This is a genomic window from Lactobacillus sp. W8093 (assembly GCF_016100925.1).
GTDB lineage: Bacteria > Bacillota > Bacilli > Lactobacillales > Lactobacillaceae > Lactobacillus > Lactobacillus helsingborgensis.
The window spans coordinates 42,093-54,975 of sequence record NZ_JACFRL010000010.1 but is presented as its reverse complement, the minus strand read 5'-3'; the positions used below and the strand labels follow the sequence as shown (position 1 = coordinate 54,975).

Annotated in this window: 13 protein-coding genes; 7 read left to right on the top strand and 6 right to left on the bottom strand. The window is 36.3% G+C overall.

Annotated features, from left to right (window positions below):
- Positions 1 to 50: 50 nt before the first annotated feature.
- The 3 genes from H3T47_RS07745 to H3T47_RS07735 all read right to left on the bottom strand — a co-directional run bounded on the left by H3T47_RS07745 (position 51) and on the right by H3T47_RS07735 (position 4,519).
- Positions 51 to 902, bottom strand: a complete 852-nt coding sequence (locus H3T47_RS07745) for an IS3 family transposase (RefSeq protein ID WP_370567586.1) — start codon at positions 900 to 902, stop codon at positions 51 to 53.
- Positions 899 to 1,423 carry a helix-turn-helix domain-containing protein gene (locus tag H3T47_RS07740; RefSeq protein WP_038524436.1) on the bottom strand — a complete coding sequence of 175 codons (525 nt, stop codon included), beginning with the start codon at positions 1,421 to 1,423 and terminating at the stop codon, positions 899 to 901. The genes H3T47_RS07745 and H3T47_RS07740 overlap by 4 nt, the downstream gene beginning before the upstream one ends.
- A gap of 105 nt (positions 1,424 to 1,528) precedes the next feature.
- Complete coding sequence (locus H3T47_RS07735; RefSeq protein WP_199283086.1) at positions 1,529 to 4,519, bottom strand: TIM-barrel domain-containing protein; 2,991 nt, start codon at positions 4,517 to 4,519, stop codon at positions 1,529 to 1,531.
- A 157-nt stretch (positions 4,520 to 4,676) separates the two neighbouring features.
- On the opposite strand from H3T47_RS07735, the gene nagA reads away from it, so the two are divergent.
- The 4 genes from nagA (at position 4,677) to H3T47_RS09360 (ending at position 9,061) form a co-directional block, all read left to right on the top strand.
- The gene (gene nagA / locus H3T47_RS07730) at positions 4,677 to 5,831 is read left to right on the top strand and encodes an N-acetylglucosamine-6-phosphate deacetylase (protein WP_199283085.1); all 1,155 of its coding nucleotides are present in this window, start codon (positions 4,677 to 4,679) and stop codon (positions 5,829 to 5,831) included.
- Between the two features lie 213 nt (positions 5,832 to 6,044).
- Positions 6,045 to 7,688, top strand: coding sequence for a malolactic enzyme (locus tag H3T47_RS07725; RefSeq protein ID WP_199283084.1), 1,644 nt, complete (start codon positions 6,045 to 6,047; stop codon positions 7,686 to 7,688).
- A 6-nt stretch (positions 7,689 to 7,694) separates the two neighbouring features.
- A complete protein-coding gene (locus H3T47_RS07720) occupies positions 7,695 to 8,660 on the top strand; it encodes an AEC family transporter (RefSeq protein WP_199283083.1) in 966 nt (321 codons plus the stop codon).
- 275 nt (positions 8,661 to 8,935) lie between these two features.
- On the top strand, positions 8,936 to 9,061 hold the full coding sequence (locus H3T47_RS09360) for a hypothetical protein (protein WP_255524987.1): 126 nt from the start codon (positions 8,936 to 8,938) through the stop codon (positions 9,059 to 9,061).
- A gap of 105 nt (positions 9,062 to 9,166) precedes the next feature.
- On the opposite strand, the gene H3T47_RS09295 is transcribed toward H3T47_RS09360, so the two are convergent.
- The 3 genes from H3T47_RS09295 to H3T47_RS07700 form a co-directional block, all read right to left on the bottom strand.
- Positions 9,167 to 9,247, bottom strand: coding sequence for a type II toxin-antitoxin system YoeB family toxin (locus H3T47_RS09295; protein WP_233557734.1), 81 nt, complete (start codon positions 9,245 to 9,247; stop codon positions 9,167 to 9,169).
- An 87-nt stretch (positions 9,248 to 9,334) separates the two neighbouring features.
- Positions 9,335 to 9,619, bottom strand: a complete 285-nt coding sequence (locus H3T47_RS07705) for a type II toxin-antitoxin system RelB/DinJ family antitoxin (protein WP_199283082.1) — start codon at positions 9,617 to 9,619, stop codon at positions 9,335 to 9,337.
- 143 nt (positions 9,620 to 9,762) lie between these two features.
- Positions 9,763 to 10,200: a GNAT family N-acetyltransferase gene (locus H3T47_RS07700; protein ID WP_199283081.1), complete on the bottom strand. Its 438-nt coding sequence runs from the start codon at positions 10,198 to 10,200 to the stop codon at positions 9,763 to 9,765.
- A 385-nt stretch (positions 10,201 to 10,585) separates the two neighbouring features.
- Here H3T47_RS07700 and H3T47_RS09425 point away from each other — a divergent pair, with 385 nt between their 5' ends.
- The 3 genes from H3T47_RS09425 (at position 10,586) to H3T47_RS07685 (ending at position 12,790) form a co-directional block, all read left to right on the top strand.
- On the top strand, positions 10,586 to 10,675 hold the full coding sequence (locus H3T47_RS09425; protein ID WP_084619607.1) for a putative holin-like toxin: 90 nt from the start codon (positions 10,586 to 10,588) through the stop codon (positions 10,673 to 10,675).
- A 450-nt stretch (positions 10,676 to 11,125) separates the two neighbouring features.
- On the top strand, positions 11,126 to 11,617 hold the full coding sequence (locus H3T47_RS07690) for a hypothetical protein (protein WP_199283080.1): 492 nt from the start codon (positions 11,126 to 11,128) through the stop codon (positions 11,615 to 11,617).
- 84 nt (positions 11,618 to 11,701) lie between these two features.
- Positions 11,702 to 12,790, top strand: coding sequence for an SLAP domain-containing protein (locus H3T47_RS07685; RefSeq protein ID WP_199283079.1), 1,089 nt, complete (start codon positions 11,702 to 11,704; stop codon positions 12,788 to 12,790).
- The last annotated feature ends 93 nt before the right edge of the window (positions 12,791 to 12,883 follow it).

The window sequence follows — 12,883 nt, the reverse complement described above, 5'->3', positions numbered from 1 at the left end:
CCTAAAACTGGACGTTAGTTTTATATCATTTTACTTAAGGCTTGATTCCGCTATTGAATCGGAGTTAAGCCTTTTAGTTTGTGCCGAATTCTATCTTCATTGTAATAACTTATCCATTCTTTCATCGCCTTAACCAATTGTTTCTTAGTATCAAAGTGATGTGTAAAATAATTCATTTCAACTTTCATAATGTGAAAGAAACTTTCCATAGCTGCATTATCATGACATGTAGCTCTTCGTGACATGCTTTGAAATACTTTATGTTTTCGTAAAGCATGTCGATATGGATTAGATTGATATTGAATTCCTTGATCACTATGGATTGCCATTCGATAATTTAATAGCTTTGGTCTTGCAGTAAACACTCCCTCTAATCCTTCTAGAACATATCTTGTTAATGGACGATCGGTGATCGTATAACTAATAATTTCACCGCTGAATAAGTCCTTAAATGGCGATAAATATACACGATCACGGATAGTCATGTTCCCATATCTAAATTCACTAATATCAGTTACGACCTTTTGATATGGTCTATCAGTCTTAAACTTTTGATGGAACCGATTCTTAGCTTTCTTATTTTGTGGACCCTTTGAAGAATCATATTTACCGGCTCTCAGATTATATTTATTAGCTCCTAAATTGTTCTCACGCATTAAGCGTTGAACACGTTTATGATTAACCATTAGGTGATAAGTCATCCTCAGAGTATCAGTTACAGGCCAGTATCCATAACTGGCATGATGCTTCTTTATCATTTTGATAATTGAAACAAGTGCTTTATCACTGATCAGCTTCTTTTTTGGATGAGGATGGTACTCGAATGTACTTTTAGACAAACTTGTGTAGGGTAATATTTCTTTTAATTTAAAGCCAAATTCTTGCCTTAGTTCATTAACTATAGATCTTTCTTCGTCCGATGTCCGCGTTTCTGAACTAAGGCATCTAGTTTTTTTAGATATTCATTTTCTACATGTAATGCACGATTCTCTAAACGTAGACGTTCAAGTTCAGTTAACTCTTGAGAAGTATATTTATGCTTCTTTACTTTAATTTTCTTTTTATGCATTAATGGTCGTCCTTGCTTAATAAATAAAGCATCAACACCGCCTTCATTTAATTTTCTTTGCCAATTCGCAATAGTGGAATGTTGTTTAATATTAAAATGATTGGCAGTAATTTGATAGCTGGCACTATGTTCTTTTCTCCAGTTTAAGACTTCTAATTTAAATTGACCACTATATCTTGTCTTAGAAAAGCTTTTTTCCAGGCCTCTGTTACCATACTGTTGATAATTATTGATCCAACCATCAATAGATCTACGTGATGGGATATGTAATTTCTCTTGAATTTCTTTTGTACTAAATCCTCTTTGATACAAATCTACTGCTTCTAATTTTGTTTTTAGTAAATATTTAGTCATAAAAAAGGTGCTCCTAATAGTCAGATTAATGTCTAACTATTATGGAGCACTTCACCAATCTAGAGGGTTAACTTCAAACTTTCTTCGGGGTTTTTCAATATTTATTTACCTTTTTGCTCTAAAAAAGATAACTTCTCGAGCCGCAAGCATCTCTTGGGAGGACTGGTAAATAGTGAGACGAACTTTTTGGGCGCGTACATCCCGCATTCCCACTACTTTGTTTTTAGTATCAGGTTTCCAGTGTAAATTATCTGCGTAAGTGGTAAAGTTAACGCCATCAGTTGAAACAGCAATTGCGAGAGCCAATGGTGCTCCTTTATGGTCAATATTCCGGGGCACATAAACCATCCTGCTTAATTTTTCTACTTTTTCAAAAGTAAAAGTTAGTTCCAGTGGCTGTTCAGGTGAGGGGCTTTGTTCAGTTTGCCATTCGCTTGCCAGCTTAAGATCGGTTAAGTAGGAAAGAGGATGGTTTTCTTTGCTGGCATAGTTACAGTCAACTTTAATGTTTTCAATGGCATAATCTTTAGCAGCATGCTTAGTAATAACTCCGAAAAGATCAGACCATTCAGAAACCTTGTTTCCAATTACGTACCGCATTCTAATGATGTAGCGGGTATTAGGCGTTAATTCATGAAAAGCAAAATTTTTGCCGGTAATACCCACATAGAGCAGGTTATTAATTTCAATTTGAACGGCGCTGTTGTGCGGCCAAGCAAGTTCGAAAGAGTGTGCGGAAATTTTACTTGAATCTACAGCTGGCAATTTAGGCGACGGCAATACGCCACTGGTAATTTCATGAACTAAAACATTTTTGCCATACTGCATATTATGAACACTAATTTCTATTTTAGTAGTTGTAATATCACGTTTGGCCAGTTTAATTTGCAAAGCAGACTGCTTATTCTTTTGATACTGTCTAAATTCATCTAAGCCGTAATTGGCATTATAAAAAATACCTTCGTGAGCATGGTTAAAAGCATCAATTGATCCGTATTCCTGCACAGGGACAATTTGATCATTAATTTTAATGGTCACGCGGTCAGGGTAGGAATCACACATAATAGTCAGTTCAGTGGACTGCTCTTTAAGTGCATCAGGCACTTCTTCTGCAACTGGTTCAATAGTTACACGTAGCTGCTCGTTTTTAACTTGGCTGGAGATTCTAGTAAAAAAAGCACCATTTTCAGAATTAGCTGAAGCAGTATTATTATAAATAACAGTTTCACTTTGTTCTTGGGGATAAAGGAGAAAATTGCGTTTGCCCCAGTCAAAAATACTGCCGCTTTTAACAAATACTGGTAAATGCCAAAGTGGAAATAATAAATTATTGTAAACTTTGCCACCAGCGTATTTCTTCCCGGTAAAAAGATCAATCCACATCGACTTTTTGCCCGGTAAATATAAGTTATCCTTGCGTGAATTTCCTTGTTCATCTTCACGCCCATTGGTAATTGGCGCTACCAGTATATTGTGTCCCAGCATGAATTCGTTACCAAATTGGGAAGTATAATTGGCTTTTTCATCGGGGAAATCGCTAAATAAAGGACGCATAATGGGCTCGCCATCTCGGGCTTGTTTATTTAGTGTACACAAGTAGTTGGTCAAATGTTGACGTAATTTAAGATAAGCTAAATTGATTTCCGTAATTTTCTTGTTATAGGCAAACGGATTTTTGCAAAAATCGCCTTGATCATCAAAGTAAAATAGCAGCGGAGTAAAACTTTTCCATTCAAAATCGCGAACATTGATTTGGGCATTGCCGCCGCCCTGAAGACCATCAATTGCTGCGCCGACTAAGGGTTGACCAGAGAGATTTGCTCCAAGCATCCCAGCAATTTGGGTAGTAATATTATCCCAATTGCCACCTATATCACCAAAGATAAGCGCCGCTGATTTTTGCATTCCTGTTGAGCCGTTTCCAGCCAGCACCATAGGTTGTGTTAAGTGAGACTCAGCTTGTAGCTGTTTAGAATCATGATTAGCAGATTGAGCATCAGTAAAAGTGAAAGCCGTTTTGGCTGGCAGTTCGGTTTCACCTTGATGCCAAAAGCCGGGTTGAACATCCTGATTGAGCGCATAGTCATTAAAGAACTCTAAGGCATGGATATTGTTAGATTGTACAGCATAGTTAGGAATGAACCAACTTAGAGGAAAATGCTGCGCATGATACTGGTCAATCATTGCGCGCGCAGAAAACTGATAATTTTCTTCTCCATTTAGTGAGGCTTTACCCGAAGCGACATCTTGATCTTTTGTCCGAATATAATAATTGTTGCCAATTTTACAAGCATTGCGTTCCTGCGCCTTGCTTGGTTGCCACAGAGTTGTACAGAAATCACCAATGTGACCTAAGCCAAAGGCATATTTTGGTAACATTACAGGTTTACCAGTTAAAGTGTAGTAATGCTGCAAGATTTCCTGTGGGTTACTACCAAGTAAATAAAAGCAATCAAAAATCTTGTCCTGATGAGTGAGGATAGTTGTTCCGGGAGTACTTTTACCAAAGTCATAAATTCCTGGTTGGTTTGTGTTTCTCAACTCTCCATAGCCGGCGTTTGACCAGAAAAATGACACGGGCATAATGACGCCGCCTTTTCCGGTTATCTGATCATGTTTGATTACTATTCTGTGACCTTTGTGACTAAAATAGCCGTTCTGCAAACCGCCACCATAGAAAAATTCATTTTTATTTTCTGCCAGAAATTCTGTGGTGCCATCATTACTTAATTCTAAAGGCAGTGATTGGTGCATTCTGTTATGGTGGAGCGTTTCATCAAAAATGCTAATTACTGCCGGGTTTTGTGCCCAAATAATCTGATATTTACCTGAATGAATGATTAATGAATCATTGGTAGCTCTAACCTGCGAACGTTCAAACGCCGAATGGTCAAATTGCGCTAACTGAATAAGTTCAGTCCGATTTTCATTGAATTCTTGTGTCGGGTCAAGCAAGAGACGAAAAATGCCGTTAGCCAAGATGTAAAAGTGCGCAATTTCGCCAGTTGCAAAGTGTAATTCATAATAGTTTTCACATTTGCTGGCACCTGTAAGTGCCCCTAATTGATGTTTGTTTGTTTGCGTATTTTGGATCATGATATTTGCTTCCTAATTAGTTACCTATACCACTATTATAACTAAAAAATTAAAACTTTCTGTACTAATTAAGATTGAACTGGAAATGATTGGTAGATTAAGCTAGAATTAAACTGGCAATATCCAATTTTTTCTTTTAAAAGGAAGGCAAAAAACTATGACTTATTATATTCATGCTGATAAATTCTTTCTTAAAAATGTGACAGAAGAAGGAGGTTATCTGGAAGTTCAAGATAATGGTAAGTTCGGTTTTTATTATACAGAAGACGAGAAACCAGCAGGTAAAATTGTCGATTATAGCGGCAAATGGATAGCTCCAGGGCTTGTTGATACTCATGTTCACGGCTCGCTAAAAGAAGATGTAATGAAAAGCGATTGGACGGGTATTAACCGCTTGTCAGAAGGCTTTCTACGTTCTGGTGTTACCAGCTGGCTACCAACTACTTATACTGCCGGTGCTGATACTTTATCCCGCATTTGTCAGATGTTTGGTGAGCACAAGGGTGAGGAAACTGGTGCCAAAATTCAAGGTCTTCATTTTGAGGGACCTTACTTTACTGCGGAACATGCTGGAGCAGAAAATCCGAAATATTTGCTCGACCCAGATATTAATCAATTTAATGAGTGGCGTGAGCAATCAAAGGGCTTGTTAAATAAAATTTCACTTGCGCCCGAGAGAAAAGGTGCTAAAGAATTTATTCGAGCTGCTGTTAATGAAGGCGTAGTTGTTTCTTTAGGTCATTCAAGTGCTAATTTTGCAGAAGCCAAAGCTGGAGTTGAGGCGGGTGCGACCATGTTTACCCATACTTTTAACGGAATGCCGGATCCATCTCACCATGATTCATCAATTTCTAATGCCGCACTAGCTTTACACAATGTTACGGCTGAATTAATTTGTGATGGCCACCATGTCAAAAAAGAAATGGTACAAGCTTTAATTCAAGTCAAGGGTGCAGAACATATTTGCCTAATCACTGATTGCATGGAAGCCGGCATGATGCCCGACGGTGATTATATGTTAGGTGAATTACCGGTTTATGTTAAAGACGGTATGGCACGCCTTAAAGATGGTAACAATTTGGCCGGCAGCATATTGCAGTTAAAGACCGCTGTTAAAAATCTGGTTGACTGGAATATTGCTACACCGGAAGAAGCAATCATGATGTCTTCTTATGTTCCGGCTAAAAGCGCACACGTTTTAGATAAGTGCGGTACAATTGCACCTGATAAGGATGCTGACTTTTTGGTGTTAAATCCAGATATGACTTTAAGTGAAACCTACTTAAATGGCGAATCACGCTACAAGGCATAAAATACTCTGTAATTAAATTTTACAGAAAAACCAGTTTATTAAGTTAAACTGGTTTTTTATTTGCATAATTATTCAACAAAAATATATTTTCATATTTTATATATACTATACACTATTACTATAAGCTGAATTCTTTGCACTTTTAACTTGCTGGTTATAGTCTAATCATATAGTACGTGCTAATAATAATTAACTAGACGGAGAGTGAGAAAAATGGCTAAAACAGGACAAGACAGGTTGAATGATCCGTTTTTGAACAGAGGTACTGCTTATACAGAAGAACAGCGGGAAAAGTATCATTTGGTGGGGATGCTGCCACCAAAGATACAAACATTGGAAGAACAGGCTCGTGAAGTTTACTTGCAATATCAGGAAAAGTCTTCAAACCTTGAAAAACGTATTTTCCTGATGACAATTTTTAATACTAATCGTGTACTATTTTTTAAAATTTTTAGTGAACATGTTACTGAATTTATGCCAATTGTGTATGATCCGACAATAGCTGAAACTATTGAAAATTACAGTCATTTGTTTGTTAACCCCCAAAACGCCGCATTTCTGTCAATTAATGAACCAGATAAAATTGAAGAAAGTTTAAAAAACGCGGCAGATGGGCGTGACATTAAGTTGATTGTAGTCACTGACGGCGAAGAAATTTTAGGAATTGGTGACTGGGGCACACAAGGCGTCGACATTTCTGTAGGTAAGCTAATGGTTTATACTGCAGCAGCTGGTGTTGATCCTGCGTGTGTATTGCCGGTGGTTCTTGATGTTGGCACTAACAATGACAAATTACTTAATGATTCGCTCTACTTAGGCAACCACCAGCGTCGGGTGAATGGAGATCCTTATTATCAATTTGTTGATCGCTTTGTGCAAACTGTAGAAAAGCTGTTTCCGGGACTATATTTACATTTTGAAGATTTTGGCAGGGATAATGCTGATAATATTTTAAAACATTACCGTGATCATATCTTAACATTTAATGATGATATTCAAGGCACTGGAGTCATTGTTTTGGCGGGTATCTTGGGAGCATTAAAGATTAGTGGACAAAAACTAACTGATCAAAAGTATGTCTGCTTCGGTGCTGGTACTGCTGGTACGGGAATAGTTGAGCAGGTATATTCTGAGATGCTGCAAGCAGGTTTGCAACCTGAAGAAGCACGTAAGCATTTCTACTTGGTAGATAAACAAGGTCTGCTCTTTGAAGACACCCCCGACTTAACACCAGCGCAGAAGCCATTTGTTAGAAAACGCTCAGAATTCAGTAATGCTGATCAACTTAAAGACTTAAAGAGCGTTGTGCAAGCAGTTCATCCTGATATTTTAGTGGGAACTTCAACCCGTTCAGGTGCTTTTACTCAAGATATTGTGACGGAAATGGCAACTCATACCGAGCGGCCAATCATTTTCCCATTGTCAAACCCAACTCAATTAGCAGAAGCAAAAGCAGAAGATTTAATTCATTGGACCAAGGGCAAAGCCTTGGTAGCAACTGGTATTCCGGCTGATCCAGTTGAATATGAAGGAACCAAGTACGAAATTGGTCAAGCCAACAATGCTTTGGTTTATCCAGGACTTGGTCTTGGTGCTTTAGCAGTTAATGCTAAGATTTTAAGTGATGAAATGATTAGTGTAGCAGCCCATTCACTTGGCGGCATTGTTGATTCTAGTAAACCCGGTGCAGCCGTTTTACCACCTGTGGAAAAACTAAATGTCTTTTCCCAAACTGTAGCAAAAGCTGTGGCTAACAAGGCAATTGCTGATCATCTTAACCAGAATGATTATCAAAACGGTGATAAGGCAGTGGCTGCCCTTCGCTGGGCACCTGAATATAAAGATGAGCAGGAGTGAGAATAAATGCAAGCCTTTATTACTTCATTAACTAGCGTCGTTGAGCTGTTACTTGTAATTGCTTTAGGGTATTGGCTGCGCACCAGTGGCAAGCTGGGCGATCAGTTTAAAGGCAATATCTCCTATTTAATTATGAATATTGCTCTGCCAGCTTCAATTTTTGTTTCAGTCTTAAAATACTTGAACCGGCAAAAATTGTTTGGCTTAACAGGCGGATTGATTTATGCCATTATCTGTTTTGCCCTCAGCTATTTGTTCGCATGGATATTATGTAAGGTTCTGCGGATCCGCAAAGGCCGCCGCGGTACTTTCATCAACGCCATTACGAATGCCAATACCATTTTTATTGGTTTACCGTTAAATATTGCCCTGTTTGGGCAAAAAAGTATGCCCTACTTTTTAATTTATTATGTGTTAAATACGGTTTCTACTTGGGCAATTGGTGTCTTCTTCATTTCGAGTGATGATCCAACCGCACAAAAGAACAAGCAGCAAAAGTTCAACTGGAAAAAGTTGTTGCCAGCGCCATTAGTTGGTTTTCTAATTGCCTTAATTTGCTTATTAGTTGAAGTACCAATTCCCAACTGGATTACGGCTGTGTTAAGCATGGTTGGGGGCATCGTCACGCCGATGTCACTGATTTATATTGGTATTATATTGGCAGATGCCGGTTTGAAATCAATCCACCTCGACCGCGATACTATCTGGGCATTACTTGGTCGTTTTGTCTTAGTCCCGGCTTTGATGATGATTTTAATCTTTGTTGGTGCAAATTGGCTGCCGAGTTTGACAAGTTTGGCTAAACAAACTTTAGTGGTGCAGTCAGCTACTCCAGCCTTAGCAGTTTTGCCAATCTTAGTGGGTGAATCACATGGGGATGTGCAATACGCTACCAACGTTGTGACCACCTCCACAGTTTTATTTGTAATTGTCGTACCACTGGTTTTGGAAATCACTCAAATGCTAATATAATTAATGAGAATTTTATGTTATAAAAACCCGTCTTTGATCATGTAGATAAGGCGGGTTTTTGTTGGGAAAATAATATTTGCAATTTTTATTGTGTTATTTCTTCTTTTATTAATTTATGATATTCTTTCCGTAGTGGATCCCATAGAAAAGGGAGAAATTTATTATGCAAGTTATTAACAATTACTTTGCTTATACGGATAGCAAAAACTAGTTGCACTGCTTAAATTAAAATATAGTTATGTTATGAAAAAGAATATAGTAATGGGTGCTTAGTTATGGAACATAGAGAATTAGTCAAATCAAAAGATATTTCTGATAAGGGATTAAAAGCAATGGATGAATCTGTTGCTAATTTAAAAAAAGGAAAGGTGTCCGCACCAATAGATTTATCAGACTTTTAGATGAATAGTATTTTTAAAGAAATTACTAGTTTTGTGAATGTAGAGATTTATACATATAAAAATCCTCTTAGTTAAATTGAAATCTAACTAAGAGGATTTTTAGCTTTAATTATAGTGAGTTTTGCAAGCTATAATAATTAATCGCTCATTTTTAACTGTGTAAACTAATCTATCTACATTATTTATTCTTCTTGACCAACCAATTTGATATTTTAATTTTTCCGGCTTGCCAATTAACAAATTCATTCCAAGCTTCATCTAAAAATTCTACTGTCATTCTTTCTTCTGCTCACTACTTAAAAGATGATGTGAATGGATATCCTGATTATTGTTAATCTTTTTGAAACGCTGATTTAGTTCAGCTTGATTTTCCTCACTATAAAATGGATCCCTAACTTCAAACGGTAAACCACCTTCAGCAATACTTTTCTTTATAAATATATTAATGGCAGTCGAAAGATTAAGGCCTAGGCCGTTAAATATTTCTGTAACTCGGTTTTTATCTTCTGAATTAACTTTAACTGAAATCGAAATTTTGCTTTTTTCTGGACTTAGCATTATTGATCACCTCATATGCATAGTAGTACTTTAGATGTATAAAGTATAGTTAATTGATTTAGATGTACATATAATATACTACCTAAATTATTGTTAGTAAAACATTTATAAAAAGTTAAAATCAATTGCAGTTTAAACAAAAATTATTTGAGTGTTTTACCAAATCGTTTTTGCATTTTATTGCTGGTATAACCGAGTTTTTCATAAAATTGATGGGCACCTGTACGTGATTCTCCGGAATTTAATCTGATTTCTTTCATTCCTAAAGCTCGAGCCTGTTTCTCCAAAGCTTGCATAAGCTGACTGCCAATACCTTTTTTCTGCACAGAAGAATCTACGGCTAAAGCTAAAACATTGAACATGGGGTCAAAGTAGGTTTCTTCAAAAATTTCTGCATGCAAATACCCTTCAACTTTTTTGGTATTATCATCTTCAAAGACCCAGAGATAATGATGTTCAGGATCATTTAGTAGCCTTTTAATGTTAGCGGCCGTTTTTTCGACAGGATAATCGTAACTTAGTTCAATTTGATTGATTTTTTGAATAGCTGGACTGTCAGCAACTTGGCATTTTCTAATCATAAATATTTCCCTCTTATATTTATTGTATTACGAGTTTAAAGTTATTTTAGCGCTCTCCACATTGATTAAAAAGTCTTATTTACATACCTTAAAAATGCGCTCATTTTAAACTTGGATTGGCTTAGTACACTGGTAGTAAAACTGTCTTTTACCATTGTCAAAAATATATTTTAGTTTTTAAAGAAGGAAACAAAATACTATATAGTGGAAATAATCAAAATAAGCCATTGATTTGGCAATAGTACTTTATAGTTATTCAATATGCAAACAGTATTTGTTATAATTAATTTAGAATTCAAGCAAATTGTTTTGAGGGCGGTTGGCTGTTGATCCGGAAAGGAGATGGTGCCTATGGCACGAAATCTTTTAGAAAGAGAAGCAGTTAATGAGCGTTTACCAGGCATTACAAATAATGTTGGCATTCGCCACGTTTATTATTGTGTTATTGAATTATATCAATAATCACAAGAAATAAAAAAGACCGTCCCAATCATACTTTAGCAAGTTAGGGATAGTCTTCTATTACCTAGACAGCTAACCGCCTTTAGAGCGGCTGCTTGTTTTCAAAGAGGTCTTGTTAGCGCAAGGCCTCTTTTCTTTACAATTACATTATATCATGACTGAATTAATTTTGCACAACGGGCTGAGTCAGGTATTGCAAAGCTGCCATTTATAATCTTCTTTTTAACAGTTACAAAAGCAGAGCAAAAAATTTCTCGAAGTTTTAGCGATCTTAGACTCTTTTGCAATTATTTTAATTCAATGGTTATTTGTTATATCAATAAAAAATGATATGCTAAAGCTTAAGGCAGTGTATAGTCTTGGAAGCCAAAACACAAGTTTACGATATTTAGCCCACTAAAATAATCAAAATTTCGGAAGCCTTTAAATATTTGCAAAACATAATAAACTAGGAGAGCTTTTTATGGATACTACGAATTACGATTTGATTTACGAAATTATTATTTTAATATTCTTTACTATTGCATTTATAACATCGCTATATATGATTTATCTCAAGTCAAAAGCTTGGCATAAGCTTAATTTGGAATCACGAAAAGAAGTCGCAGCTTCCACAGTAGAGTTTGTAGCAAAGCCTGGAATTGAGAGAGAAGTGGTAATGATAAATGCCAGCCGGTTTATTGCGGCTATTGTTCTGTTTTTAAGTTGGGCTTTTTTTACATCAGAAGTTGTTATTCTATTTATAGGAAATTTGATTTTCATTGTTGCCGTGTTAGCAGAAATGTATATGAATGCAGATCTAACTAAAAAAGCAAGAAAGCATTATACAAGCATTCCCTATATTTATAATGCAAAACGGGCAAAATTAGTAAGGAGATTATATATTATTTGTCGTATTTCTTATATGATTGTCGCTGCTGCATGTACTTTTTTGATTTATTCAGTGTATGGCTAGTAGGCTAAAATTATGTTATTGACTTTTCATGATTAGCGAGAGAAAGAGTTAGATATTAAAAGTAAGTCAGAAAGGAGTTTATAAATGAAACTAAAAAAGAAAATAGCTGCTCTGCTGGTCGCTGGCCTGTTTAGTACAGCAACAATCCTTACAATAACTAGTCAAGCAGCACCAACTGTTCAAGCAGCTAGTCATTATCTTACCAAAACTATTATGCATAATTCGGTAGCTTATACTGAAGCTGGCAAGCGTACTAAAAATAAATACCGTGCCTTTACAACTGTCAAAGTTGAAGATGAGCCGGTAATAATTAAAAAACAGCCTTACTACAAGCTTAAAGGTAAAAATCGCTACCTCAAAGCGTCCAATATAGATGGGGTTAAGCGCAAAGTTAAACATAATTCCTATGTTTATGCCACTAGTACTCGTAAAGCCAGTTTAAATTTAATCAGAAAGGGCCGAACAATAATTACCTACGGGAGTGCGTTACGTTTTAAAAACGGTAAACGCTACTACCGAATAGGGGGCCCGATAAAGCAATACCTAAAGGCTGGTAATGTTGGAGCAGTAATTGGTTCACCAACTGAAGAAACTACTGTGACGGCAATTGCTCAGTTAGGTACAGCGATTTATGGTACTAAAAAAGTAAAAATTGCGAAAGCTGGTACTAAATTTAAAGTAGATCGTTTAGAAACTGGATCACCCGCTGCATATATTATGAATCAAAGAGGGCAGTTCGTGCCTGAGCCTAAAATTTACCGTATTAAGGGAACAGATCATTGGTTATGGTTTTCAAATGTTAAAGCTAAAAAGAAATTGCCAGTCCATGACTATAATGCAGAAAATTTCAGTTATGTTAGTCTCTATAAAGATATTGATGTTTATAATGCAGATGGCAGCATGCAAGACCATGATGGGCAAAAGATTTCTAAAAAAGTCAATTACTTAAGAGTTGAAAAATTACTATATCTTTGGGTGCCAGCTGATCAAAAGGCAGAATTGTTTTACAATCTGACCATTCATCAGATTTATTCCAATAAAAGCGAAAAAATGGAGCTGGGAGATGCCTATGTTAGAGCTAGTGATGTTAAATATGGTTATGGTATCAAATTAAAGCCAAGTAACACAAAAGCAGAAGTCGAAGCCCAAGCTGAGTCTGCTACTAATAATTAAAAAAGGTGAAAAAATTTGTCATAATTTAATGAAGAGACAAATGCAAGGATATTAATAATTTTATGAAATGCGGTATTCTCTTTTTAAGGTTAT